This is a genomic window from Burkholderia mayonis, from assembly GCF_001523745.2.
In the GTDB taxonomy this organism is placed as follows: Bacteria; Pseudomonadota; Gammaproteobacteria; order Burkholderiales; family Burkholderiaceae; genus Burkholderia; species Burkholderia mayonis.
Genome location: NZ_CP013387.1, coordinates 1,047,013 through 1,073,117 on the forward strand (window position 1 = coordinate 1,047,013; position 26,105 = coordinate 1,073,117).

The following is a 26,105-nucleotide window of genomic DNA, read 5'->3' on the forward strand; positions in this document are numbered from 1 at the left end:
GTTAGCCTGTTCGACCGATCAGATTGCGTCGTCCTCGCGACCCGCGGCATCCTCGGTGCCCGGTTCGCTCGTGAGCTGGGGTTTCGGTGCGGACGCGAGCGACTGGAGCAGCGCCTGGTCCTGCAGCAACTGGTTCACGAGCGCTTCGGCGCCCGACTTGCCGTCCATGTAGGTCTGCAGGTTCGCGAGCTGCGTGCGCGCCTCGAGCAGCTGCCGCAGCGGTTCCACCTTGCGCGCGATCGCGGCCGGCGAGAAGTCCTCGATGCTTTCGAAGGTCATGTCGACCATCAGTTGCCCGTCGTCCGTCAACGTGTTCTGGACGGCAAACGCGGCGCGCGGCTTGATGGCCTTCATGCGCTCGTCGAAGTTGTCGATGTCGATATCGAGAAAGCGGCGGTCGGCCACTGCCGGCAGCGGCGTCACCGGCTTGCCGGACAGATCGGCGAGCACGCCCATGACGAACGGCAGTTCGACCTTCTTTTCCGAGCCGTAGACTTCGACGTCGTACTCGATCTGCACGCGTGGCGCGCGATTGCGCGCGATGAATTTTTGAGAGCTGCTGGATGCGGACATGCGTGACTCCATGGACGAGGGAAGGGATAGCAGGGTTAGTTCGCCTGCTCGACGAAAAGCGGCGCGGTTGGGGACGTCGCCGGGGATGTGGCGCGGTCCGCGTAACCGGGGTGGAAGGCGAGTGCCTCCAGCGCGGGCGCGGCCGGGTCCGCCACGTCGACGTCGATGCGCGCGAGCGCTTCTTTCGATCCGAACGCGTCGAGCCACAGCGCGGAGAGGCGCGGCAGCACGTGCTGCTCGATGAAGCCGATCAGCAGCCGGGCGCCGGTTTCCTGCACGAGGCACCGCCCGACGATGTAGTCGACGACCGCGTCGTCATACGCAAGGGCGATCCGATGGTTGTCGGCCATGCGCGTGACGACGCGATCCAGATGCAGGCGCACGATGCGCGAGAGCGCGCCTTGTTCGAGCGGCCGGTACGGCACGACGGTGACGCGCCCCAGAAACGCGGCGGGGAAGACCTTCAGCAGCTCGGGCATGAGCGCGTCGCGAAGGCCGGCGGCGTCCGGCGCGAGCGACGCGTCGGCGCACAGGCTCGCGCTCAGATCCGAACCGACGTTGCTCGTGAGCAGGATCGTGGTGTTGCGGAAATCGATGTAGCGGCCGTCGCCGTCTTCCATGTAACCCTTGTCGAACACCTGGAAGAACATTTCGTGCACGTCGCGATGCCCTTTCTCGATCTCGTCGAGCAGCACGACCGAGTAGGGGCGGCGCCGCACCGCCTCGGTCAGCACGCCGCCCTCGCCATAGCCGACGTAGCCGGGCGGGGCGCCTTTCAGGCCGGATACGGTGTGGGCTTCCTGATACTCGCTCATGTTGATCGTGATCAGGTTCTGTTCGCCGCCGTACAGCGCTTCGGCAAGGGCGAGCGCGGTTTCGGTCTTGCCCACGCCCGACGGCCCTGCCAGGAGGAACACGCCGAGCGGTTTTTTCGGGTCGATCAGGCCCGCGCGCGCGGTCTGCACGCGCTCGCCGATCTGGCGCAGCGCATCGGGCTGGCCGATCACGCGCGCTTCGAGGGTGGCGGGCAGCGTTCGCACGGCGGTGACTTCGTCGGTCACCATCCGGCCGACCGGAATGCCGGTCCAGTCGGCGACGATTTCCGCGACGATCGCCTCGTTGACTTCCGGGAACACGAGCGGCGTGTCGCCTTGCGATGCGGCGAGCACACGTTCGAGTTCGCGCAGCGCCGTGTTGGACGTGGCGTCCGGCGTGTCTGTCGCCGGCTCCGGATCCCCGGCCAGCGCCGCTTCGCGCGCGGCGAGCAGCGCCTGCGCCGCGTCGGCCTGCGCCTTCCAGCGTGCGTCGACGGCCGCTTCCTCGGCCGATAGCGCCGCGATGCGCTCGCGGGCGGCGGCGACGGACCGGCCGGCCGCGAGGCCGATGCGCGCCTCCTGCCGAAGCAGGTCGAGTTCGATGCGCGCCGCTTGCAGACGCTGGCGGACGTCCTGCAGTTCGCGCGGCGCGGCATGCTGCGAGAGCGCCACGCGCGCGCAGGCGGTGTCGAGCAGGCTGATCGCCTTGTCCGGCAACTGGCGCGACGGGATATATCGATGCGAGAGCTTCACCGCGGCGCGGATCGCTTCGTCGCGCACCGCGACACCGTGATGCCGCGAGAACATCTGCGCGAGGCCGCGCACCATATGGACCGCCGCCGGTTCCTCCGGCTCCGGCACCTGCAGCACCTGAAACCGGCGGGTCAACGCGGGGTCCTTCTCGATGTGCCGTTTGTACTCGGACCACGTGGTCGCGCCGATCGTGCGGATCGTGCCGCGCGCGAGCGCGGGTTTGAGCAGGTTCGCGGCGTCTCCGGTGCCGGCCTGGCCGCCGGCGCCGATCAGCGTGTGGACCTCGTCGACGAACAGGATGACCGGCGCGGCGGACTTCGCGGCGGTTTCGAGCACCCCTTTCAGGCGCGCCTCGAATTCGCCCTTCATGCTCGCGCCGGCGAGCAGTGCGCCGACATCGAGGCTCATCAGCCGTACCTCGGCGAGCTTCGGCGGCACGTCGCCTGTTGCGATCGCCCGCGCCAGGCCTTCCACGACGGCCGTCTTGCCTACGCCCGCTTCGCCCGTGAGCAGGGGATTGTTCTGACGGCGCCGCAGCAGGACGTCGATCATCGTGCGGATTTCCAGCTCCCGGCCGACGACAGGGTCGATGCCGCCGTTGCGCGCGCGGGCGGTCAGGTCCGTGCAGTACTGTTCGAGGGGCGAGCCCTTCGATGCCGGAGGCATCGCATTGGATACCTCGCCGGGCGTAGCGGGGGAGAAATCGCTGTTGTCGTAGGGCGCGTCGGCGGCTTCCGGGGAGCCTTCGATCCACGCGGGCAGCGCGTCATCGATTCCGTCCGGAGCAATCCTGCCGAAGGCCGGCGAAATGGACAGCAGCACGCGTCGCAGGTCCGGCGTATGCACGAGCGCTGCCACGAGCCACGCGCCGCGGATGCGGCGGTCGTCGAAGCGCAGCGTCGCCAGCACCCATGCGCGCTCGATCGCCGTTTCGATGTGATGCGAAAAATCGCTGATCGAACTCGCCCCGACGGGTAGCGCCGCGAGCGCGCGCGCCATGTCGCGATCCAGTGTGTCGCGATCGATTCCGGCGCACCTGACGATGCGATGGAGGTCCGAGTCGGCCTGCTGCAGCAACTGATGCAGCCAGTGGACCAGCTCGACATACGGGTTGCCGCGCAGCTTGCAAAAAGCCGTAGCCGACTCGATTCCCCTGAAGAGCGTGCCCCCGAGCTTGCCAAACAGCGCCTGACGCGAAATCGTCATGAACAGATCCTTTCTTTTGCTTACCTTGTCGTTCTTTTTATTGCGGAGGGGGCAGGTCGTTTCGCATGTTGTCTAAATGTTTTATGCGTCATTTGAAAATCGGTTGATTGCATTGAATCGACTGCCCTTGATCGAATTATTTTTGTGGGGTCGATCATTCGTCAACTACCATAAATCGTTGGCCTGTTTTATAAAGCGAAATGGTAGATGGTTATATAAGGCGAACGGAAACTGTTAAAAATTGCAAAGTCGATCCTGCTGGTTATGGACAGCGGCAATCGTCAGGCGCACACTGTTTTTGCGCTTGCGTCGGGCAGTATGTGGCTCGTAGTGAAAATGGAGCTGCGGTCATTGGTTTTTTTGAGATTGGATTGATTAATTAGCCGAAGGCTCGCGTGCGGCATGTCTGGTTTGTGAAAATCGGTTGACGTATTAAATCCGTTTCGACGGATGGAAAATTAGAATGGATGTCAGCGCCGCTTTTTAATTGAGCCTCGCAATTGATCGGATTCCCTATGCGCACTTTCAAACTGTTTCGCCGTGGCGAGCCGGATATGAAATACGCCGAAGCGATGCCGCAGCGCGCCGACGCTTCGCCCGCGGCTGCCTGCGACGCGGACGCGCCGGTCATGGAAACGCTGCTGACCGGCTCGCCGGAAGATGGCTTGCGTGACGCGATCCGCGACGGCAACGCGGTGTTCGGCCTCATCGGCACGGCGATTTCGGCGGAAACGTTCGCTCGCCGGCAGGGTGAACCCGCAACGGATGTTGCGACGGCGGCCGGCAGCCCGGTCCAGGCGCGGGATCTGATGCAGTCGCTGTACGAGCAGTACTGCGGCGCGCTTGACGATCCGCAGGCGTCGCTCGCGAGTGACTGGCCGGCTCAAACGGCGATCGTGCGCAGGCCGCCGCCCGATCAGCGGGGCGACCGGCGCAAGGGGATTGAGGAGGCCGAGGAGGCGGATTCGATCGACGCTCTCGTGTCCGGCTCGCCCGTCTTCGACGAAGTCTTCGGCTTGCTCAAGCCGGGCGATGCGCCCGATCCGGCGGCGATGGAGCCGATTCCGGAGGTCCTGCGGCTTTTTGCGCCGGCCGAATACCACGCGGCGATGGCGCGCCGGCCGGGTAGTCTGCCGCCTGCACTTGCCCGGCGGGAACACCAGACGCTTGCCATCGATAGTCCGCTGTCGGCGTCGGGTTCGACGTCGAACCACGACGCGCCATGACGATGCCGATTCCCTCCGATTCGTTCTCCGCCGCCGAGGCCGGTCCGTCGCGCGATCTGCCGCTCGAGGCGAGGCTGGCGAGCCTGGAGACGATAGTCCGGGCGCAGCCCGCGGTCGCGGAACACCGCTGGTCGCTCTTTCAGCTGCTTTGCGCAATGGGGCAATGGGAGCGCGCGGTTCAGCAGTTGCAGGTCCATGCGCAGCTCGCTCCGCAGGACGCGCAGACAGCCCAGGCATACCGCGATCTGATTCGCGCCGAGCGCTGGCGCGCCGGCGTGGCGGCCGGACAGGCGCGGCCCGGATTCGTGTTCGACGCGCCGCAGTGGGCCGGTGGTTTGCTGGAGGCGCTGCGCCTCGCGTCGATCGGCAGGCACGACGAGGCCGACCGCGTGCGGGAGCATGCACTCGATCAGGCGCCGCTCGTCGCGGCGCGCATCCCGCACGCGCTGTTTGACTGGATCGCCGACAGCGATTCGCGGTTCGGACCGGTTTGCGAGATCGTGACCGCCGGGCATTATCGCTGGCTGCCGTTTTCGGACATTTGCGCGTGGCACGTCGCGCGTCCGGCCAAGCTGCTCGATCTCGTATGGGCGCCCTGCGCGCTGAAGCTCGTCGACGGCAGCCCGATGCGGGGGTTCATGCCGGCGCGCTATCCGGGTTCGGAAGGCGGGCGGACGGGCGCCGGGCCATGCGCGCGCGAGGAAATCGACGCGCTGCGCCTGGGCCGCAGGACGGTATGGCGCGAGGTCGGCCGTACCGGCGTGATCGCGCTTGGCCGGAAGACCTGGTCGACGAGCGCGGGCGACTTCGGCCTGTTCGAACTGGAAACCTGCGAGTTCGGCGAGAAAGCGCTCGCGACCGACGCGATCGGCCGCGCAACGCATGAACCGGCATCATGCGAGGGGGACACCGATGGGCATGAATAAGAAGGGCGTGCCGGTGCAGGACAAGCGCAGCGACAGGCGCGCGGGCGACGATGGCGTGGCGACGCCGCGCCGCGCGAACACGCATCTGCTGCCCACGCTGCTCGACCGCCTGCGCGACGACGCGCCCCAGCGCCAGACGGAAGCGCCCGGCGAATACGCGGTGACGCGCATGCAGATGCGCGGCATCGTCCAGCGGGACCTTGCGTTTTTGCTCAATACGATGAGCATCGAGGAGCACATCGACCGGGAGCGATATCCGGAAGCGGCGGCGTCGACCGTCAACTTCGGCATGCCGCCGCTCGCCGGCGCGTTCATGGCCTCACGCAAGTGGGCCGAGATCGAGCGGATCATCCGCCGGGTGATTCGCGACTTCGAGCCGAGACTGATCGCGGAAACGCTCGTCGTCGCGCCATCGAAGGACACCGAGGCCAGTGAACGCGCCAACGTGCTGTCGTTCGAGGTGCGAGGGATGATCCGCATGGACCCCTATCCGCTCGAATTCATGGTCCAGAGCTCGCTCGATCTGGAAACGAGCCAGGTGAACATCACCGGCATGCGCGCGAGCTGACGCGCGGGCCGACAAACGGGAATGCACAGTGGACCCGCGACTGCTCGACTACTACAACCAGGAACTGATCTATATGCGCGAGCTTGCCGCCGAGTTCGCGCAGGCACACCCGAAGATCGCGCGGCGCCTTGGCATGCAGGCGGGCGAAGTGGCCGACCCGTACGTCGAACGGCTGATCGAGTCGTTCTGCTTCATGGCCGCGCGCATGCAGCTCAAGCTCGACGCGGAGTTCCCGCGCTTCACGGGCCGGCTGCTGGAGGTGCTGTATCCGAACTACGTGGCGCCCACGCCGTCGATGGCGGTCGCGCGCCTCTATCCGAGCCGCACGGAAGGCAATCTCGCGGACGGGTTCCGCATCGCGCGCGGCACCGCCTTCACCGCGCGCGTGCCGGCCGGCGAGAAGACCGCCTGCCAGTTCCGCAGCGGCCAGGATGTGACGCTCTATCCGCTGGAGATCGCCGAGGCGCGGCTGACGGGCATTCCGCCCGACATCCCCGCGCTCGACCGCTATGTGCCGGCCAGCACGCAGGTGCGCGGCGCGCTGCGCCTGCGGCTGCGCACGACCGGCAACGCCCGCATGGCCGATCTGAAGGGACTGGACCGGCTGCCGCTGTATCTGGCGGGCGACGACCAGGTCGCCTCGCATCTCTTCGAACTGCTGCACGCCGCCGGCGTCGCGACGATCACGGGGGCGCCCGGTGAGTTCGCCGCGCCCGGCCAGCCGCTCTCGGCCGTCACGGTCAATGCGGTCGTCCACGAAGGACTCGGCGCCGACCAGAGCCTGCTGCCGCTCACATGGTCGAAGTTCCACGGGCACAACCTGCTGCATGAATACTTCGCCTGTCCAGGGCGGTTCTACTTCTTCGCTTTGACCGGACTCGAGGCGGGATTGCGCCGCGTGACCGGCCAGGAGGTCGAGATCGTCGTGCTGCTCGACCAGTCGACGGAGCGGCTCGCGAACGTCGTCGACGCATCGCGTTTCGCGTTGTTCTGCACGCCGGTGATCAACCTGTTTCCGCGCCACACGGACCGGATCGAACTGTCGTCGGGACAGACGGAGTTCCGCCTGGTGCCGGCTCGCCTGGCGCCGCTCGACTACGAGGTGTTTTCGGTGGAGGCGATGTACGGACAGGTCGCGGCCACTTCCGCCGAACTCGAGTTCCGGCCGCTGTACCAGACGCTGAACAACGACGAGCACAATCATGGCCGATATTTCTCGACACGGCGCGAGCGCAGGCTCGTGTCGGAATCGGCGCGTCGCTACGGCACGCGTACGCCCTATGTCGGCACGGAGACGTTCGTGTCGCTCGTCGACCAGAACGAGGCGCCCTATAGCGAGGACATTCGCTACCTGTCGGTCGATGCGCTGGTGACGAACCGCGATCTGCCGAGCCTCGTGCCGCGCGACGGCGTTCGCGACCTGATGGTGGCCGAATCCGCGCCGCTCGAAAGCGTCGGACTGATCCGCGCACCGAGCGTGCCGAAGGCGCCGTATGCGGAGCGCGAGACGGCCTGGCGGCTGATTCGCCAGTTGAATTTCAATTACCTGCCGCTCGACGAACTCGATCACCGTGCCGGCGGCCAGGGATTGCGCGATCTGCTGCGGCTGTTCCTGACGGGCGACGAGGCCGACAACCGGCGGCAAATCGAGAGTCTCGTCGGCGTGAAGACGCGGCCGGTGACGCGGAAGCTGCCGGGTGCGGGCCCGCTCGTCTTCGGGCGCGGCGTCGAATGCTCGCTGACCGTCGACGAGCCGGGGTTTTCCGGGGTCAGCCCGTACCTGTTCGGCGTGGTGCTCGAACACTATCTGGCGCGGCACGTATCGATCAACGTCTTCACGCAGACCGAGCTGCATTCGATACAGCGCGGCCACATTGCGCGCTGGCCGGTGCGCATGGGCGCGCGGGGGGGAGCCTGATGGCGCATGCCATGCTCGAGACCGTCGTGCTTGATACGGTGCTTTCGTCGCAGCTGCTCGAGCGATTGCGGACCGAACCGTGGCGCTACAGTTTTCTGACGCTCTTGCGGCGCATCGGCGCGGATCCACGCATCGATCCGGTCGGCACTGCCAGGCGCCCGCAGGCGGAGCCGTTTCGACTCGGACAGCAGCCGAGCCTCGCCTTCGCGCCGCGCGAGATCGCGAGCGTCGGCGAGGCGGGCGGGCGGGTCAAGGTGCGCCTGTTCGGTCTGGGCATGCTGGGGCCGAACGGGCCGTTGCCCATCCACGTGACGGAGATCGCGCGCGATCGCGAGGAGAGTCGGCGCGACGCGACGCTCGGCCATTTCCTCGACATTTTCCACCATCGCTATCTGACGCTGCTGTATCGCGCATGGGCGTCGGCGCAGGCGGCCGCGGGTCTCGACAGGCCGGGCGACGAACGGTTTTCCTTCTATATCGCAAGTCTCACCGGTCAGGACACCGACGAGATCGGCCGCCGTCCGCTGCCCGCGCATGCGCGTCTGTCGGCGTCCCCGCATCTGGTGCGCGAGGCTCGCAATCCGGATGGCCTGCGCATGACGCTCGCGCGGTACTTCGGCGTGCCGGTGACGATCGAGGAAAACGTGTTTCACTGGATTCAGGTGGACCCGCTCGAGCACAGCTATCTCGGCAAGCCGGGTGCTTCGTCGACCATGGCCGAAGGTGCGATGCTCGGCGAGCTGGTGCCGGACCGGCAGCACAAATTCCGCATCGTCGTCGGGCCGCTCGATATCGACGCCTACCTGCGCTTCACGCCCCAGGGCGAAGACTTGCCGCGGCTCGTCGAATGGGTGAGGGCGTTTGTCGGCTACGAGTTCGAATGGGAGCTGGAACTGCGCATCAAGCCGAACGGCGCGCCGCCGGCGGTGATGGGCGGGACTCAGCAGCTCGGCTGGTCAGGGTGGCTGGGCCGTTCGCCTTCGGGGGAGCCCGTCACGGGCATGCGTTTCGAACCCGAGCGGTATGCGGACCGATTCGTTCATGATGCCGGCCGATCCGCCCGGTCACTTGGCGTATGAGGGGAGCCGATGAGCGACAACAAAAAACACGCGGGCAAATCCGCGTCCGCCCGGACGCCCAAGACTCACGACTGGCTGGCGCCGGTCGATCCGGCCGCTCCGTGCGGGGCGGATCCTGAATACGATCCCGAATTCGTCGTGCTGGCGGCGAAGGCCGCCCCGCGGGCGGAAGCCCAATATGGCGATTTCGTCGGATCGCCGGAGCCCGTGAACTGGAGCGACGTCGATCGCGACTGCCGGCGGCTGATGATGCGCAGCAAGGACATGCGCCTCGCGGTTCTGTTCACCCGGTGCCGCACCCGGCTCGCCGGGGCGACGGGACTCGCGGAAGGCGCCGGCCTGCTTGCCGCATGGCTCGCCGCGTTTCCGGATGCGATTCACCCGCAGCCCGACGTCGACGCGGATCGTGATGCGGCGCTGGAGATCCGGAAGAATGCGCTGCAGGCGCTGACCGACGCCGACGGCCTGCTGGCGGACGTGCGGGAGATCGCATTGACCCGGTCGTCCGCGATTCGCCTGCAGGTGCGCGACGTGGAGCGTGCGTTTGCGCAGCCGCGCCCGGGCGACGCGCTTGCGCCGGAGTCGGTCGCGCACCAGCTCGACGAACTGCAAGCGCAGCAGCCGGCCATCCTCGCGGGCTTCGACGAAGCGCTCGCGAGCGTCGGCGCGATCGATGCATGGAGTCGCGAGCACCTCGGTGAATATGCGCCCGACTTGTCGGCGCTCGCAGCGCTGCTTCGGCATGTCGCGAGTCGGAGCGCGCGCTCGGTCGGCGCGGACCCGGCGGACGCGCCCGCCGATGCCCCCGCCGATGCCCCCGCCGACGCGCCGTCGACGCGGAAGGGGAGACGCACGCAGGCGGACGAATCGTCGCCGGCGCTTGACAGAGGCGCTGGGGCGCCGGTTGCGGCGGCGATCGGACTCGGTGCGATCGCGACGCCGGCCGATCGTCACGCCGCACGCGAGTTGATCCGGCAGGCGCGCGAATGGTTCGAGCAGCATGAGCCGAGCAGCCCGATTCCGGTGCTGCTCAGGCGTGCCGAGTATTTCGTGGGAAAGCGTTATGCGGATGTGGTGCAGGCGATCCCGGTCGAACTGCTTGCGCAGTGGGGCGGCGACGAGTCCTGATCGCGCGTGGGCGCGACGGACGCAGGACGAGGCGATTCACCGATCGATAGCGTTTCTGGAGGGTTTCAGTCATGCCGAATTTTCCCGCCGCTCGTACCGTCATGGTGAGCGGCCCCGCATTGCCGGTGTCGCCCGTCGGCGAGCCAGCGCTTCAACTGAGTGCCGTCCACGGCAATGAGACGTTGTCGGAGATCTACGCATATACGTTGGACTGCCTGACGCCGCCGGACCTGACGCTGCCGGACGAACAGGCCGCCAACCTCGACCTGAAGGCGATGATCGGCAAGGAGCTGACCGTGACCGTCCAGCTCGAGGGAATGGGCGCGTTCGTGTCCGGCATGCCTGGGCTGTCCGGCGCGGCCAATATCGGCGAAGGCAAGCGCGAGATCAGCGGCATCGTGACGGGCGCGAGCTTCGAAGGCCAGTTGAACCGGCAGTGCCGATACCGGCTCACGATGCAGCCGTGGATCTATCTCGCCGACCAGCGCTCGGACTATCGGATTTTCCAGAACAGGACCGTGGAAGAGATCGTCGACGAAGTGCTGAATGCGTACTCGTACTCGTACGACAAGCGGCTGAGCGGCCGGTATCCGAAGATGCCCTACCAGGTGCAGTACGGGGAGACGGATTTCGCATTCATCCAGCGGCTGATGCAGGAGCATGGCATCTACTGGTTCTTCGAGCACTCGAACAAGGTGCACCGGATGGTGCTCGTGGATCATCTGGGCGCGCACAAGCCGGTGGAGAGCGCCGCGTACCGCACGCTGCGGTACTACCCGCCCGGACACAAGATCGATATGGAATATATCGACGCGTTCAATACGGCGGAGCGCATCCAGCCTGGCCGCTGGACCACGAGCGATTTCGATTTCGAGCATCCGAAGGCGCGCCTCGGTGTCGAGAACGCGCTGCCGCAGGACACCGCGCACAACGGGCTCGAACGATACGAATGGCCGGGCGACTACACGGATCCGGCGCTCGGCGAGCACTTTGCCCGGGTGCGGATGGAGGAAGTGCGCGCGCAAGGCGAGCGCGCGTCGGGCGGCGGCAATGTGCGCGACGTCGTGTGCGGCACGACGTTTACGCTGGAAGGCCATCCGCACGCCGGCGCGAACCGGGAGTACCTGGTGCTCGGCGCGTCGTTCTCGGCCACCGAAACGGAGGGGGCGGCGGGCCCGGGCGAATACCGGATCAGCACGTCGTTTGCCGTGCAGCCCGCCACCACGGTGTTCCGGCCGCCGCGCACGGTGCGCAGGCCGCGCACGCGCGGGCCGCAGACGGCGGTCGTGACCGGTCCGCCCGGGCAGGAAATCTGGACGGATCAGTACGGGCGGGTCAAGCTGAAATTTCACTGGGACCGCTCACCCGTTCGCGACCAGAATTCGTCGTGCTGGGTACGGGTGTCGTATGCATGGGCGGGGAACAGCTACGGCGGCATCAACATTCCGCGGGTGGGTTCGGAAGTGATCGTCGATTTCGAGAACGGCGATCCGGACCGGCCCATCGTGACGGGGCAGGTGTACAACGCGTTGCACATGCCGCCGTGGGCGCTGCCGGACAATGCGACGCAAAGCGGGATGCTGAGTCGCACGCCGGCCGGCAGCGGCGAGAACGCCAACATGCTGCGCTTCGAGGACAAGGCCGGTGAGGAGCAGATCAAGCTGCACGCGGAGCGCAATTACGACGTGTCGGTGGAGCGGGATTCGACGATCACGGTCGGGCGCAAGCATCTGACGCTGGTGGGGCTGGATTTGCCGCCGGTGCCGTCTACACGGTCGCCGCTGGATCGATTGATCGAGGTGTTGCGACTGGGCGGCGCGCCGCGTCCCGCTTCTCCGGCGCAACAGCCGGCGGCTCAGCAACAGCAACAGCAACAGCAACAGCAGCGGCAACAGCAACAGCAGCAGCGGCGGCAACAGCAACCCTATCAACAACTGAAACGACAGCGTCAGTTGCAACGCGCCGGCGCGTTTCAGGCGCTTGCCGCGAACGTGACGAAAGCGCTGCAGGACATCGTGGCCGTGCTCACCAACCCGTCCGCAACCGCATCGGTGAGTACCGTGCAAGGTGCGTCGACGGCCGTGGTGTTCGGCGACTCGACCGGCGTGAACGTCGGGCACACCGTGACGGTCACCAGTGGAAACGCCAGTAGGCAAGTCAACGGAACGAATTCCTTGAAATCCCCGAACAACGTCTCGTTGTTCGCTACGAATACTAGCCTCAATGGGGAGAGTGTCACTACGACAGGATTGAGCGTTGCGACGACAGGCGCGAGTATCGCGACGACCGGAATGAGCGTCAGCAATACGGGGATAGCGGTCAGCCAAAAAAAGTGCAATGTAAGGAATATCGCGGGAATTGACATAACATTTTGACCGCAGCTTCTTGCAAGCATCAGGTTGTCAAATGATGATCATCAAACCATTCAGGATCAGTCCGTTGACCCGCCTCTATCGGATGCATGGAGAGGAACACCTTGGCGTTGCAGCGCTCATGGCCGCGACACTGGGCGACGATCCGCGACTGCTGACGGACTCGGAGCTCTGGGAACTGGCCGGCGACGAACTGGGCGGATACACGCTGGACATGGCGCTGCCGAAGGCGTGTCCGGAATTTCTCGTCTCCGGATATGCGTACGGAAAATATGCGGAAGAACCGGGCGGCGGGACATGCGAGGTCGGCATCCATATCGCCGGCATCGAGAAACGGCTGCGGGTATCCGGCGACCGGCAATGGGACGGCATGCGCGCCACCGCGCCGCGGCCTTTCGAGCGATTGGCGCTCGACTGGGCATTCGCATACGGCGGGGCGGGTTGCGAGGACAACCCGAAAGGCCGGGGCGCCGAGATGCAGCAGGGCGCCGTGCGTTATCTGCCGAACATCGAATACGCGCACAGCCCGATGCGCTTCCCGGACGAACGTCCCATGCCGGCGGGCTTCTGCCCGATCGACGCGCAGTGGCCACAGCGCGCCGGCCTGTACGGCGAACTCGACCGGCAATGGCTGGAGGAAGATTGTCCGGGTTTCCCGCGCACGCTCGATCCGCGCTACTTCAACATTGCGCCGGCGGATCAGCAATTGGCCGCGCTTTCCGAATTTCCGGACGGCGCGACCTACGAATTGATGCACCTGCATCCCGAACATGCATGGCTGACCGGACGCCTGCCTGCGCTGCGCGCCAGATCGTTCGTCATCCGTAACGGCAGCGATACGCCGGAAGAAATTCCGATGCGATTGACGACCGCGTGGTTCATTCCGCATCGCGAGCGCGTGGTGATGATCTATCACGGCGTCGCGACCATCCGGCAGTTCGACGCAAGCGACGTCCACACGTTGCTGTTCGGTGCGGATTCGAGCTGGCAGCCGAGGCCGGTCGAGTGGTATCGCCAGGTGATCGAGTGGCGCACGCGACACGAGAAGGCTGCGTTATATGCGCTGCGCGATCGGGATCTTTTGCCCGAGAGCTATTTGTCGTCCGAACTTCCGGCAATGTCCGGCGCGGTTTCGCAAAGCGCGAGACAACGGCTGCTGCGGGATCAGTTGAGCGTATTTCCGAACGCCGGCCAGGCGGAGGCGCCTCGTCTGGATCAACTGGTCGAGTTCGTCGAGCGCCAGGAAGCGTTGGCCGACGAGAAGCGCGCCGGCCTGGAGACAATGCGGCAGGATCTTTCGTCTAACGAAGCGTTTTCGGCGGCAGGGCGGCGTGGTCCGCCGGCCAGTACGGCTCCCCTTGAAGACGACGTTGCACGGGGGAGCCCGGCTTCGACCGATCCGCCGGCCACGCCGCAAACGCCGCGCGATGCGGACAAGGACCTTCGTCAGCTGTACTTGCAATCGGCGCAACATCAAGATGCGCCGGCGCGGCTGGACGAGGCCGCGTCGAAGTCACGCCGCGAATTCGTCAACGCGGCCGTCGCGGCAGGACGATCGCTGGAGGGTGTCGACCTGACCGGCGCGGATCTTTCCGGGATGGATCTGCGGGGCGCACGGCTCGCCGGCGCGCTGTTCGAAAACGCCGATCTGAGCGGCGCCGATCTGTCGGGCGCGATATTGACCCGCACAGTGCTGGTGCGTGCCAGCCTGAGGCAGACGGCCTTCAGCAACGCGGATTTGACGGGAGCGAACCTCTCTCTGGCGGATTGCGAACAGACGGATTTCTCCGGCGCCAACTTGAGCGATTGCATGCTCGAGCGTGTGAGCCTGCGCCGCTGCCGCTTCAATGGCGGCATCCTGGCGAACACCCGATTCGATGACTGCCGATTCCACGCCATCGATTTCAGTCAGGCCACGTTGCGCGGTCTGATCTTCATCGATCAATCCTTCGAGGACGTAGATTTCTCGAGCGCGACGATCCGCAAGATGCTGCTGATGAATTGCGCGCTCGTCAACGTGCGGTTTTCGGCGGCCAGCATCGAGGGATTCGGGATTCTCGAGGCGCAGGCGCAAGGGCAGCTTCGTTTCGATCGCGCGAACGTGGTCAAGGCGTGCTTTATCCAGCACTGCGACATGAGGCGCGCCAATTTTTCGTTCGCGATCCTGAGAGAAGTCAACTTTCGCGAAACGAATCTGGGAGAGGCCGATTTCAGCGGCGCGCGCATCGGCAACTGCGATTTTACCGACGCCGCCCTGCGGGCCGCCAACTTCCGTGGCGCGAAGGTGGAGGGGAGCGACTTCGTGCGCGCCGATTTCACCGGAGCCGATCTCCGGAGCACCGATCTCATCGCGGCCTGTCTGCGGGGCGCGACACTGGACGGTGCCGATTTGCGCCGGGCCAATCTGTTTCGCGCCAACCTCTCGCAAATCCTGACCGACGCCGATACCCGGTGGGAAGAGGCTTATCTCAACAAGGCGATGCGGTTCCCGCTGGCGGAGGCGCGCACATGAGAGCGAACGCGGAACAGTTGCGCGAGACGATCGGCCATGGTCACGCGGTCAGGGACGTCGTGATCGATTCGGAAAACCTGGACGGGCACGATTTCTCCGGGGGCGTGTTCGAGCACGTTCAATTTATCGACGTGTGCATGAAGCGCGTGCAACTCGTTGAAGCCGTTTTCAACGAATGCCTGTTTCGCGGGGTCGACATGCAGCACGCGGATTTGTCGAAATGCATATTCGAAAAATGCCGTTTTGACGACGTTTCCTTTTCGGGAAGCAATCTTCAGGGGTGCACGATGAGCTCGACCCATGCCGTCGGCGCGGACTTTTACGGCGCGCACGCGAATGGCTTCAACTGCGTGAAGAGCGACCTGAGCGATTGCAGGTTTCATGACGCGCGTATCGAGTCCTCGGTGTTCTGCGAGACGCGGTTGGACCGTGCCGATTTCACCGGGGCCATCGTCGGCAAGACGATCTTCTACCAGCTCGATCTGAAACAGACGATTTTTGTCGATGCGACGTTCAATGACGCCGTCTTTGCCGAATCCAGTCTCGCCGGCCAGCGTTTGCGCGGCCAACGGATGCATCGCTGTCAGTTCGCCCGCGCGGATCTGAGCAGTGTCGACTTTACTGCCGCAAGCCTGGCGTACTGCAATTTCCAGGCAGCAAACCTGTCGGGGGCGCGACTGGACGAAATCGACGCGCCGTACGCTATTTTTTTCGAGGCCGAGGTGCGGGACGCCGTTTGCCGCGAGGCCGCGTTGCAGGACAGCATATGGGTTCAGGCGGACGTCAGGAATATCGACTTCACCGGCTCAACGCTGGACCGCGCCGTGCTTCAACATGCGCGATGCAATGGTTCGCGCTTTTCACGGACGAGTCTGAAGGGTTCCGATTTTTCCTACGCAGATCTGACCGAAGCCGCATTTGACGGAGCCGGCTTTGCCCGGACCGCGTTTCATGGCGCGACCGCGCCTGACATGGCGTGGCGCGACCATCCGGGCGCGCTGGATTGCGATCCGGAATTGTCGGATGCTCAAGCGTGGTCGCGGCAAAGGGATGAACGCGACCAGCGTAACCGCGATTGAGTGCTGGACGGATGTGGCGACGGGCCGGCGATGGCCTGCGCGGTTGCTTCGCCCGACTCGACGGTTTCCCTGGCGCCGCTTTCCGGCTCGCCGCTTAACGGATTAACGGCTTGACGGATGGGTCGGAACGTCTCGCGCCGGTCCATCTTTATTCAGTCATCCAGAATTGAAGGAAAGAAGATGAATTCAACGACAGCGGAATTTCATGCGAATCTTTCGCCCGATACGCTAGAGAAGGCGGCCACCGTGGTCGGCGTGCTGCCCGACGGCGTGTTCCTCGTGGCATGCGAAGGCGCGAAGGTGCGTTGCCGGCGCGCGTTCAGCTGTCTGGTCGAACCTCGGGCCGGCGACCGCGTCGCCATTTCCCGAGCGGACAGCCGATGCATTTACGTGACCTCGATCCTGGCGCGCCCGGACGCGGATGGCGTGCACATTCGCGTCCACGGCGACCTCGTGCTGGAATCGACGCAAAGCGTTCATTTGACGAGCGGCGACGCTCTTCGCCTGACGAGTCGCGAGCAAGTGTCGATAAAGACGGAGCGACTCGCGATGTCGGCGCAGGAGGCGTCGTTGTGTTCCGATAGAGCGACACTGGCCAGTGCGGAATTCCATGGCCGGCTCGGGAAGGTTCGACTGATCGGCAAGATACTGGAGATGGTGATGGACCACGTCGCGCAATCCTGCCGAAGCAGCTTCCGTACCGTGGAAACCGTCGAGCATCTGCGGGCCTCGCATATCGATCACGCCGCGACCGGGAACATGCGTCTGCACGCGAAGAATACCCTGCTCACGGCAGAGAAACTGTCGAAGATCGATGCTGGACAAATACACCTGGGTTAGGAGGAAGCGTCAATGGTCATGGTGAATTCAAGCGCGGGCGGCGACAACATTGCCACGAGCGTCAATCTCACCCCTCCCGCGGGTACGCCTGTCGCCTATTCCAACACGGCTCGGCGCGCAAGCGCCATACCGAACGTCTCCAACATCTACGTGGGCGGCGGCCCCATTCACAATGCCGCGACGACTATCCCGGGATCGAGTGGCGACGGCGGGGGGGCGATGGGCGGTGTGGCGTCGGGAACCGTATCAGGGGCCTCCCGTAATCCCCAGGGGGCCACTAAAACGTTGGTTGCCGGCATGCCGACCACCCGCATGACCGACCCGACGCGGCAGAATACCGGCAATGCTGTCGGCTCGGGCAGTTCGCCCAGCCAGACGCGTGTCCTGAATCTGAGCTGACGAGGATCGACGGGCGGCGTGGCGTCACGCGCCTCCCGTCATTCCGAGGACGCAGCCAAAGCGGCGGTTGCCGGCGCGTCGACAAACGGCGCGACTGATCCGGCGCAGCGAAATGCCGGCAACGGCGTCCGCCAACGGGCTCGCCCGGTTGGCCGCTCGATCGGGCGCGATCGTCGGCGTACATCCTCCGGCGCGTGACGCGCAAACGACGCACCGCAACGCGGTCACTGTCGCGGATTCGCCGCCGTCTTCGCAAACGCGCCGCGCACCTCGAAGCCGATCGCATCCGCGACGTTGCCGCGCGCGTCGACGAGCTCGAGCCGGTGCGGTCCCGGCCACGGCATCCACGCCATCCGGTCGCCGTGTCCGATCACTTTGCCGTCGAGCCGCCACGAGAATCGCGCCGCGCGTCCCGCAACGCGCTCGAACCAGATGCGCTGATGCTTCGGCGGAATGTCCGGGTCGATCGCGAAGATCGTTCCGTCGGTCGGCGCGCCGATCGTGAGCGGCGCGCGCGGCCCGTCCTTGCCGGGCGTCACGGACGCGGCGAGCCGCACCGTATCGAGCGCGGTGCCGGCGAGAAACCACTCGCTGCGCGCGGGCTCGACATCGCGGTCGAACGCGATGCGCCGCTGCTCGACGCCCGCGGGCGGACGTGGTGCGCGGCTCGCGAGATTGCGGTGCAGGTAGCCGACGATCGCGGCCCATACGGGCGCCGCGCCCGTCACGCCCGACACGTCCCACATCGGCGAGCCATCCGCGTTGCCGACCCACACGCCGACCGTGTAGCGCGACGTGTAGCCGACAGCCCAGTTGTCGCGCATGTCCTTGCTGGTGCCGGTCTTGACGGCCGAGAAGAAGCGTGTCGCGAGCGGGCTGTCGAAGCCGAACGTGCGCACGCGGGCGTTGTTGTCGGCGAGGATGTCGGTGACGATGTAGCTCGCCGCCTCGCTGAACACGCGCGTGCCGGTGGCGGCGCGGGCGGGCGGCGCCGCCGGCTTGGAAGCAGTCGCCGCGGATACGGTCGACTTGGAAACCGCCGCCACGGAAACCGCCGCTGGCGCGGGCACATCGACGGTCGCGCGCGCGACGCCGCCGTTCGCGAGCGCGCGATATGCGTCGGCGAGCGACAGCAGCGTGACGTCGGCGCTGCCGAGCGCGAGGCTGAAGCCGTAGTAATCGCCCTCCTCGGCGAGCGGCAGCCCGAGCGCGGTGAGCGTGCGGGCGAAGCGGTGCGGCGTCACGAGCACGAGCGTGCGCACGGCCGGCACGTTGAGCGAGCCGCCGAGCGCGGTGCGCACGCTGACCCAGCCCTTGAAGTGCTTGTCGTAGTTCTGCGGGATGTACAGGCCGCCGCCGGTGGCGAGGTCGATCGGCGCGTCGTCGAGCAGCGACGCGGCGGTCAGCCGCTTCTCGTCGATCGCCTGCGCGTAGAGGAACGGCTTGAGCGTCGAGCCGGCCTGGCGCGGCGCGAGCACCGCGTCGACGTCGCGCGCGCTCGACAGCGCGCCGGACGAGCCGACCCACGCGCGAATCTCGCCGCTTGCGTTGTCGATCACGACGACCGCGCCGTCCTGCACGTTGCGTCGATGGGCGGGCGCGTCGAGCTCGGCCAGCGCGCGCGTGAGCGTGTCGCGCGCGAAACGCTGCAGCGGGGCGTCGAGCGTCGAACGGACGCGTGCGCCCGCACCCGGCTTGACTTCGGCGGCGACGCGCCGCGCGAAATGCGGCGCGAGCGCGTCGTCGTCGCGCGCGGCGTTCGACGGGCCCGAAGTCACGAACCGCACGTATCCGTCGAGCGGCGCGCACGGCTGCGCGGCGCGCATGTCGCGCAGAATCCGGCATGCGCGCTCGGCGACCTTGGCGGCGGATGCGTTGGGCGCGCGCACGAGCGCGGCCGCGACCGCCGACTCGCGGACGTCGAGCCCGGACGGCGCCTTGCCGAAGAGCGCATGCGACATCGCGTCGAGCCCGACGGTCTCGCCGCGGAACGGCACGAGGTTCAGGTATGCCTCGAGGATCTGGTCTTTGCGCCAGCTGCGTTCGAGCCGCAGCGCGTTCATCGCCTGCACGGCCTTCTGCGGCAGCGAGCGCTGGCCCGAGCGGCGCGGCGCGTCGCTCAGGAGGCCGGCGAGTTGCATCGTCACCGTCGATGCGCCGCGGGTGCGCTCGTTCCACAGGTTGCCCCACGCGGCGCCCGCGATGCCGCGCCAGTCGACGCCGCTATGCGCGTAGAAGCGCTTGTCCTCGGACACGACGATCGCTTCGCGAAACGCGGGCGATACGTCGGCGAGCGCGATCCAGTCGCCGCGCTGCTCGGCGAGGTCGACGCGCGTGCGCGCGAGCGGCGTGCCGTCGCGCGCGAGCAGCACCCAGTCGGAACTGAGCCAGTCGCGCCGCACGTCGTCGTAGCTCGGCAGCGCGTGCGCGACGAGCGGCGCCGCGAGGATCGCCGCGACGAGCGCGCGGCGCGCGGCGGGCAGCACGCGCGGTCGCGGCGCGGGTCGCGAAGCGGACGGCGCTGCGAACCCGTTCATCGCCCGCTCACGGCTTGCCCGCATCGGCCGGCTTGACCGTGACCGGCGGATTCGGCCACAGCCCGTATACGGACGGCGCGTACAGCGCTTCGACGCGCGTCGGCGGCAGCCCGAACGTGCCGACGTTGTTCAGGCGCACCGTGTACTCGACCGTGAATTTGCCCTTCGGCAGGTAGTCGTAGTACGCGCGATAGCCGTCGAAGTCGCGCTCGACGAATGCGGGCCATGCGGCGTCGGGCGACTTCTCGCCTTGCGTCGCGGCTTCGGAATCGCGGCCGAGGCCGGAGCCGAGGATCGTCGCGCCGGACGGGATCGGATCGTTGACGACGACCCACGTCATGTCGCTTTGCGCATCGATGTCGATGCGCACGCGCAGCACGTCGCCGCGCGTGAGCGCGCCCTTGACCGCGGGCGACACCGGCGTGACGGTCTTCGCGATCCGGTAGCCGGCGGCGAACGGCGCGCGCAGCGGCGCCGCGGCGAGGCTCTCGATCGTCGCCCATGGCCGGCCGCTGCCTTCCTGCACGACGGAGAGCGTGCCCGGCGCGCGTGCGGCGCGCGGCCACGGCAGCATCACGCTGCGCACGGCGGCGGACCGCGTCGCGGCGGTCGATATCGCGGTCGTCGATGCTGCCGCGGTCGATATCGCGGCGGTCGACGCCGCGACGGCCGTTGCCGGGGCAGCCGTTGCCGCGCCCGCCGCGGCTGCCGGCTGCGACCACGCGATCGAGCGCGCGTCGGCGCCGAGCGTCACCTTCGTCGTGCCGGTCACGGGCGCGCGCTCGTAGGCGCGCGAGAAGCGCTCGACCGCAAGCAGGCCGAGCGCGTTCGCGGTCGTCGTCTGCCATGCGCCGTTGCGTTGCAGCGCGAGCAAGCCGGCCGTCACGCGCGGCATCTCGTCCTGCCAGCCCGCGTCGCCCGCGAACTCGAGTGCGAGCCGCGCGGCGTTGGTCTCGTTGCTCGTCATCAGCCACCACAGATCGTCGTCGCGCGCAGTCGAGAACACGAGCTGCGTGCCCTGGTACGTGAGCCGCGCACGCAGGATCTGTTCGGCCTGCGCGCGCCTCTCGTCGCGTTGCGGGATGTCCTTCACGCGCGAGAGGATCGCGTGATAGTCGATGACGGCCGACGTCGGCCACTGATTCGGCGCGATCTCGATCGAGCCGAGCATCCGGCCTTGCGCGGCGCCGTAGCGCGACAGCGCCTCGATCGCCGCGAGCTTGCGCAGGTCGCGGTCCTGGCGCGGCGCCCATGTGTCGCGTTCGATCCGGCCTTCGACGAAGCGCGCGAGTCCGGATTCGAGCTGCGTGCGCACGTCCTCCGGCAGCGCGAAGCGCGAATCGAGGCGGCCCGCCTCGTCGGCGAGGACGAGCAGGTACGCGGACAGCGGCGGGCTGCCTTGATGCGCATCGTCGGACGACGGCGGGAAGTAGCTCGCGAGTCCGTCGCGATCGAGGTAGACCGGCATCCGCGCGGTCAGCGCCTGCCATTGCGCCGGATCGCGCAGGCCGATCGCGCGCGACGCCTGCTGTTCGAGACAGCGGTACGGATAGCGCTCGAACCAGCGCTGCACGCCCGGCAGGCCGTCGGCGAGCTTCGACTGCAGCGACACGGCGATGCCGCCGCGCGGCGCGCCCTGCGCGTTGGCCGCCGCGCCGGCGGGCGGCGCGACGGGCAGGGTCAGCGTGCCGTCGACTTGCGCGAGCGTCGCCTGCTGGACCGTCACGGGCAGCGCGGGCACGACCTTCTGCGTGACCGCGAGCGCATCGGCCGCGCGCTTGCCGCCTTGCTCGGCCGCTTCGATGCGCCAGCTCAACGCGCCCGCCGCGTCGATCGCCTGCTCCGGCACGGTGACGGTCCACGCGATTTCCCGCGCGGCATCGGGCGCGAGCGAGACGGTCTGCGGCGCGACGTCGACGCCCGGCACGCGCGGCGTCACGACGACGTCCATCTTGCGATCCGTCGCATTGCGCACCGTGACCTGCGCGCGGAACGCATCGCCTTCGCGGACGAGCGGCGGCAGGCCGGAGATCAGCTGCAGGTCCTGCGCGCTGCGGATCGTCGCGCTGCCGGTGCCGAAGCGGTCGGCGCCCGTCGCCGCGATCGCGACGATCCGAAAGCGCGTCAGCGCATCGTTGAGCGGCACGTCGACGGTCGCGCTGCCGTTCGCGTCGAGCGCGACGCGCGGGTTCCACAGCAGCAGCGTGTCGAACAGCTCGCGCGTCGGCGCCATTCCGCCGCCGCCGCCCGCCGGCACCGCCTTGCGGCCGAAGTGGCGGCGGCCGACGATCTCCATTTGCGCGGTCGCGGTCTCGACGCCGTAGGCGCGACGCTGCAGCATTGCGTCGAGCAGATCCCAGCTCCGGTTCGGCATCAGTTCGAGCAGCGCTTCGTCGACCGCGGCGAGCGCGATCTGCGTGCCGGCCGGGGCGGGCCGTCCGTCCGGCTGCGTGACCTTCACGCGCACGTGCGCGTGGCCGCGCACCGGGTAGCGGGCCGCGTCGGTCGTCACAGCGACGCCGAGCTTGTGCGCGCCCGTGCCGACCTTGATCTCGCCGAGACCGTAGCGGAACGCCGGCTTCGACAGGTCGACGAGCGCGGTCGGCGCTTCGTAGCGGCGTCCTTCGCGCCAGAACGCGCGCGCCCATTCGAGCGGCGCCTTCCAGCCCCACGTGAAGAACGAGTACCACGGCACCTCGCGCAGCCGGCCGCGCAGTGCGAGCACCGACACGTAGACGTTCGGCCCCCACGTGTCGCCGACCTTGAGATCGACGGCCGGATTCTTGCCGTTCAGCTCGACGACGCGCGTCTCCATCACGCCGCCGCGCTCGACGGCGACGAGCGCGGTCGCGTAACGGAACGGCATCCGCACCTGGAAGCGGGCCGTTTCGCCCGGCTCATAGGCGGTCTTTTCCGGAATGACGTCGATCCGATCGGTGTTGTCGCCGCCGAACCAGAGCTCGTCGTCGCGCGTGACCCACACGGACGTCGATGCATTCGATGTGCGGCCGCCGCCATCCTTCGCGACGGCGATCAACTGCACGTTGCCGGCCTGCGCGAGCGTTGCGTCGCACGACAGGCGGCCTTGCGCGTCGGTCTTGCCGGAGCACAGCACGCCGAGGTCGTGCGTATCGTGCTTGTTGTCGTACGCATAGAAGCCGCCGACCATCCGCTTGCGCGACGACGTCGTCACGCGCGCGACACCCTTGATCTCGACCGCCGCCGACGCGCGCGGCTTGCCCTGCAGATCGACGACGAGCGCCTGCACCGGCACGCGCTGGCCGACCGACACCCAGTGGCCCGCCTTGATGCCCGCGACGACCGCGGCCGGCCACAGCATCGCGTCGCCGCGAATGGTCTGGACCTCGCCGTTCGGATCGGCGAACGTCGCTTCGAGCGCGATGCGCTTCGGCGCGTCGACGGCGGGCAGGCCCTTCAGCGTCAGCGAGCCGGAGCCCGTGCGATCGAGCGTCAGCGGGATCTTGTCGGCGATCAGCTTCGCCGCGTCGGGATCGTTGCCGCGCGACGCGCTGTCGTCGTCCTGCATGTCGTCGTCGACCATGCCGCCGTCGGTCTCGGGGCGGTACGGCGTGAAGCTGAAATCGGCGTACTGCTCGGTGAACGGCGGCGCGGCGCTTTGCAGTAACGCCGACACCTGCACTGGCAGGTTCGACGCGCCGCCGCCCGACACGTAGTCGATCTGCACCGCGAGCGGCGCTTCCTCCGCGCCGACGAGCGGGCTCGTCTTCGCGTCGCGCGCGCCGATCGAGCCTTTGAAGACGGGCAGCCGGAACGCCTCGACGCGGAAGCTGCCGCCGTAGTAGCTGGCGCTCGGTGCGTCCTCGTCGCCGTCTTCGAGCTCGACGCTGTATTCGCCGAGCTTCGCGGCGGCGGGCAGCGTGAAGCGCGTGTCCGCGCTGTGATCGGCGGCCCACGCGAGCGGCACGCGATACGTCTGGCCGCTGCCGAGATGGCGGATCGTCGCGCGCGCCGGGTAGTGCGCGGGGAACGCGAGACCCTGCAGCGTCTCCTCGCGCACGAAGTGCTTCATCGATACCGTCTCGCCCGCGCGCACCAGCGTGCGGTCGAACACGGTGTGCGCGCGCACGGTCGGCGTGCGGCTCGTGTCGGTCGGCACGTTGAAGCGCCACGACTCGATGCCGCGATTCCAGCTCGAACGCACGAATGCCATGTCGGGGCCGGTCTTCGGATCGTCGACGCGGGCCGACACGAAGTAGTCGCCGTCGCCCTTCGAATAGTCGCATTCGCGCTTCGGCTCGAACGGCGTGTCGATCGCGAGCAGCCCGTGCGCGTCGGTCCTGCCGGCGGCGATCGCGTCGCCGTTGCAGTCGGACACGCGCACCTGCGCGTTAGGCACGGGCTTGCCCCTGTCGAGCGTCGTCACCCATACGACGCTGTTCTCGCGCCCCTGCTTCAGGTGCACGCCGAGATTGGTGACGAGCACGGCGGTGCGCACGTACATCTTCGACGGCTTCGCGAGCAGCGAGCGGCCGAGCGCCGGCGACGCGAGCTCGAGCACGTAGAAGCCGGGCTTGTCGATCGGCACGCCGACGACCTCGAACGGACGCAGCGCTTTCGGGTCGGCCTTCGGCAGCGTCAGCGTCTGAACGCCGGGCTCGCCCGCGAGCAGCGACAGCGAGCGAATGTCGATCTGCCGATGCTGCGGTTTCGGCTGCCGCTCGCCTGCCGCGAGCGGCACGTAGACGGGATGCTGATCGCGCGCGAGCAGGCCGGGGCGAAGCTTGTCGATTGATTCGACGGTCATCGCGCGGCCGTCGAAGCGATCGACGAGCCGCATCCACGCGCGGATCGCCGCGTCGTTCTCGACCTTCAGGTTCGCGAACTGCGCGCCGCCCGTATTGAGGCCCGCGACGTGCAGATCGGCCTCGACGTTGCGCAGCGTGACGGGTATGAGCGCGGGCGCACCCGGTTCGGCGAAGCGCTCGACAATGCCGAACGTGCCCGACGAGAATTTCGCGAGCGGCGGCATCGGCGCAGTGCGCGTCGCGAGCGGGAACAGGTCGGCGTTGGACAGCGTGCGCCCGGTGACGTCGCGCAGGCCGGACGGCAGATCGAGCGTCAACGCGGCCTGAGCGGGCAGCGGCGCGGCGAACTGGACGTTCGTGACTTCCTCCGAGCGGTCGTCGGGCTTGAAGAACGGCTCGATTGCGCCGTCCGGGCCGCGCAGCCGGATCTTTTCGGCGGACTGACGCGCGATCGGCGCGTTGAACGACAGGGTCAGCGGGCGCAGCGGCGTACAAGGCGCCTTCGCGTTCTCGCGTTCGCACGAGAAGCTCGCGGCGAACGGCGCGCGAACGGTGTAGTCGAAGCGCCGTTCGGTGTCGTTCGCGATGCCGCTCGGGCTCGCGACGCCCTTGCCGTAGACGAGCTGCATCTTCGCGCTCGCGGGCAGCGCCTGCGCGCACGACAGCGTCAGCACGCGCGCGGCGTCCTTTTTCCAGCGGAAATGATCGAGCAGCGCGGCGCGCGTCGATGCTTCGGCGAGCGTGACGGGAATGCGGTTGCCGATGCCGGCCGCCTCGCACCAGATGTTCGCGAGCGCCGAGCGTTCGTCGGCCGGGCCGTTCAGCTTGATGACGAAGACCTGCCGCTCCTCGATCTCGCGCGAGCCCGGCCGCACGGACACGGGAAACGGGCCGCCCGTCTCGAACGCGAAGCGGCGCGGGCCGGTCACGGCGTGGCCGGCGACCGAGCGAAGTGCGTCGTTGAGCGAGACCGTGCAACGCACGCCGGGCGGCAGGTCGCTCTCGAAGTCGTAGACCCACGTCTTGTCGTCGAGCCAGTGTCCCTGGCCGCGGCCGGCCGCGGAATCGGTACAGGCGACGCGCGCCGGGTCCGGCGCGGACGCCGAGCCGAACGCGACCATCGCTTCGTCGAACTTGACGACGGCCTGCCGCACTTCGGCGACGGTGCCTTGCGGCGACACGCTCGTCGTGCGCGCCGCATCGGCCTGCAGCGACGGCGCGGCGACGGCGCCGAGCGTCGCGACCGCGCCGATGCGCCACAGCAGCCGGGCGGCCGTTCGGTTCGGTGTGTTGTGCTTGTCGTCGTGTTTCATCGCTCGATTGCTCTCGGAGGGAAGCTTTCGGTTTGATCGCACGCGATTCTAACCGACCGGTACGAGCGGAAATG

15 protein-coding genes are annotated in these 26,105 nt (G+C 67.5%); 11 read left to right on the top strand and 4 right to left on the bottom strand.

Annotation, left to right across the window (positions count from 1 at the left end):
• Nucleotides 1-18: 18 nt before the first annotated feature.
• Together tssB and tssH are read right to left on the bottom strand one after the other, a co-directional pair.
• Nucleotides 19-573 carry a type VI secretion system contractile sheath small subunit gene (gene tssB, locus WS70_RS23240; RefSeq protein ID WP_059472374.1) on the bottom strand — a complete coding sequence of 185 codons (555 nt, stop codon included), beginning with the start codon at nt 571-573 and terminating at the stop codon, nt 19-21.
• A gap of 35 nt (nt 574-608) precedes the next feature.
• Nucleotides 609-3,347 (bottom strand): type VI secretion system ATPase TssH, encoded by a 2,739-nt coding sequence (gene tssH, locus WS70_RS23245; RefSeq protein WP_059598443.1) that lies wholly within the window; start codon nt 3,345-3,347, stop codon nt 609-611.
• 515 nt (nt 3,348-3,862) lie between these two features.
• On the opposite strand from tssH, the gene WS70_RS23250 reads away from it, so the two are divergent.
• The 11 genes from WS70_RS23250 (at nt 3,863) to WS70_RS23300 (ending at nt 17,394) form a co-directional block, all read left to right on the top strand.
• Nucleotides 3,863-4,573 (top strand): TagK domain-containing protein, encoded by a 711-nt coding sequence (locus tag WS70_RS23250; RefSeq protein WP_059472376.1) that lies wholly within the window; start codon nt 3,863-3,865, stop codon nt 4,571-4,573.
• Nucleotides 4,570-5,499 (top strand): type VI secretion system accessory protein TagJ, encoded by a 930-nt coding sequence (locus WS70_RS23255; RefSeq protein WP_059472377.1) that lies wholly within the window; start codon nt 4,570-4,572, stop codon nt 5,497-5,499. Before WS70_RS23250 ends, WS70_RS23255 begins: the two co-directional genes overlap by 4 nt.
• Complete coding sequence (tssE, locus tag WS70_RS23260) at nt 5,492-6,067, top strand: type VI secretion system baseplate subunit TssE (RefSeq protein ID WP_059472438.1); 576 nt, start codon at nt 5,492-5,494, stop codon at nt 6,065-6,067. The genes WS70_RS23255 and tssE overlap by 8 nt, the downstream gene beginning before the upstream one ends.
• A 28-nt stretch (nt 6,068-6,095) precedes the next feature.
• Nucleotides 6,096-7,985: a type VI secretion system baseplate subunit TssF gene (gene tssF / locus WS70_RS23265; RefSeq protein ID WP_059598442.1), complete on the top strand. Its 1,890-nt coding sequence runs from the start codon at nt 6,096-6,098 to the stop codon at nt 7,983-7,985.
• Nucleotides 7,985-9,064: a type VI secretion system baseplate subunit TssG gene (gene tssG / locus WS70_RS23270; protein ID WP_059598441.1), complete on the top strand. Its 1,080-nt coding sequence runs from the start codon at nt 7,985-7,987 to the stop codon at nt 9,062-9,064. Before tssF ends, tssG begins: the two co-directional genes overlap by 1 nt.
• 75 nt (nt 9,065-9,139) lie before the next feature.
• Nucleotides 9,140-10,192: a type VI secretion system protein TssA gene (locus tag WS70_RS23275; RefSeq protein ID WP_418230173.1), complete on the top strand. Its 1,053-nt coding sequence runs from the start codon at nt 9,140-9,142 to the stop codon at nt 10,190-10,192.
• 71 nt (nt 10,193-10,263) lie between these two features.
• Nucleotides 10,264-12,567 carry a type VI secretion system Vgr family protein gene (locus WS70_RS23280; RefSeq protein ID WP_059598439.1) on the top strand — a complete coding sequence of 768 codons (2,304 nt, stop codon included), beginning with the start codon at nt 10,264-10,266 and terminating at the stop codon, nt 12,565-12,567.
• 31 nt (nt 12,568-12,598) lie between these two features.
• Nucleotides 12,599-15,076, top strand: coding sequence for a DUF2169 family type VI secretion system accessory protein (locus WS70_RS23285; RefSeq protein ID WP_059598438.1), 2,478 nt, complete (start codon nt 12,599-12,601; stop codon nt 15,074-15,076).
• Nucleotides 15,073-16,155 (top strand): pentapeptide repeat-containing protein, encoded by a 1,083-nt coding sequence (locus WS70_RS23290; protein ID WP_059598437.1) that lies wholly within the window; start codon nt 15,073-15,075, stop codon nt 16,153-16,155. Before WS70_RS23285 ends, WS70_RS23290 begins: the two co-directional genes overlap by 4 nt.
• A 180-nt stretch (nt 16,156-16,335) precedes the next feature.
• A complete protein-coding gene (locus WS70_RS23295) occupies nt 16,336-16,995 on the top strand; it encodes a DUF3540 domain-containing protein (RefSeq protein WP_059472384.1) in 660 nt (219 codons plus the stop codon).
• 12 nt (nt 16,996-17,007) lie between these two features.
• On the top strand, nt 17,008-17,394 hold the full coding sequence (locus WS70_RS23300) for a PAAR-like domain-containing protein (RefSeq protein ID WP_082716328.1): 387 nt from the start codon (nt 17,008-17,010) through the stop codon (nt 17,392-17,394).
• A gap of 224 nt (nt 17,395-17,618) precedes the next feature.
• On the opposite strand, the gene pbpC is transcribed toward WS70_RS23300, so the two are convergent.
• Together pbpC and WS70_RS23310 are read right to left on the bottom strand one after the other, a co-directional pair.
• The gene (gene pbpC, locus WS70_RS23305) at nt 17,619-19,931 is read right to left on the bottom strand and encodes a penicillin-binding protein 1C (RefSeq protein WP_059598436.1); all 2,313 of its coding nucleotides are present in this window, start codon (nt 19,929-19,931) and stop codon (nt 17,619-17,621) included.
• Nucleotides 19,932-19,938: 7 nt separating this feature from the next.
• A complete protein-coding gene (locus WS70_RS23310) occupies nt 19,939-26,031 on the bottom strand; it encodes an alpha-2-macroglobulin family protein (protein WP_059598435.1) in 6,093 nt (2,030 codons plus the stop codon).
• Nucleotides 26,032-26,105 lie beyond the last annotated feature (74 nt).

Excerpts from the sequence above, each read along its gene's own strand:
- pbpC (WP_059598436.1), bottom strand. The coding sequence starts at position 19,931 with ATGAACGGGTTCGCAGCGCCGTCCGCTTCGCGACCCGCGCCGCGACCG.
- WS70_RS23285 (WP_059598438.1), top strand. The coding sequence starts at position 12,599 with ATGATGATCATCAAACCATTCAGGATCAGTCCGTTGACCCGCCTCTAT.
- WS70_RS23250 (WP_059472376.1), top strand. The coding sequence starts at position 3,863 with ATGCGCACTTTCAAACTGTTTCGCCGTGGCGAGCCGGATATGAAATAC.
- WS70_RS23295 (WP_059472384.1), top strand. The coding sequence starts at position 16,336 with ATGAATTCAACGACAGCGGAATTTCATGCGAATCTTTCGCCCGATACG.
- tssH (WP_059598443.1), bottom strand. The coding sequence starts at position 3,347 with ATGACGATTTCGCGTCAGGCGCTGTTTGGCAAGCTCGGGGGCACGCTC.
- WS70_RS23290 (WP_059598437.1), top strand. The coding sequence starts at position 15,073 with ATGAGAGCGAACGCGGAACAGTTGCGCGAGACGATCGGCCATGGTCAC.
- tssE (WP_059472438.1), top strand. The coding sequence starts at position 5,492 with ATGAATAAGAAGGGCGTGCCGGTGCAGGACAAGCGCAGCGACAGGCGC.
- tssB (WP_059472374.1), bottom strand. The coding sequence starts at position 573 with ATGTCCGCATCCAGCAGCTCTCAAAAATTCATCGCGCGCAATCGCGCG.
- tssG (WP_059598441.1), top strand. The coding sequence starts at position 7,985 with ATGGCGCATGCCATGCTCGAGACCGTCGTGCTTGATACGGTGCTTTCG.
- WS70_RS23310 (WP_059598435.1), bottom strand. The coding sequence starts at position 26,031 with ATGAAACACGACGACAAGCACAACACACCGAACCGAACGGCCGCCCGG.
- WS70_RS23255 (WP_059472377.1), top strand. The coding sequence starts at position 4,570 with ATGACGATGCCGATTCCCTCCGATTCGTTCTCCGCCGCCGAGGCCGGT.
- WS70_RS23300 (WP_082716328.1), top strand. The coding sequence starts at position 17,008 with ATGGTCATGGTGAATTCAAGCGCGGGCGGCGACAACATTGCCACGAGC.
- WS70_RS23280 (WP_059598439.1), top strand. The coding sequence starts at position 10,264 with ATGCCGAATTTTCCCGCCGCTCGTACCGTCATGGTGAGCGGCCCCGCA.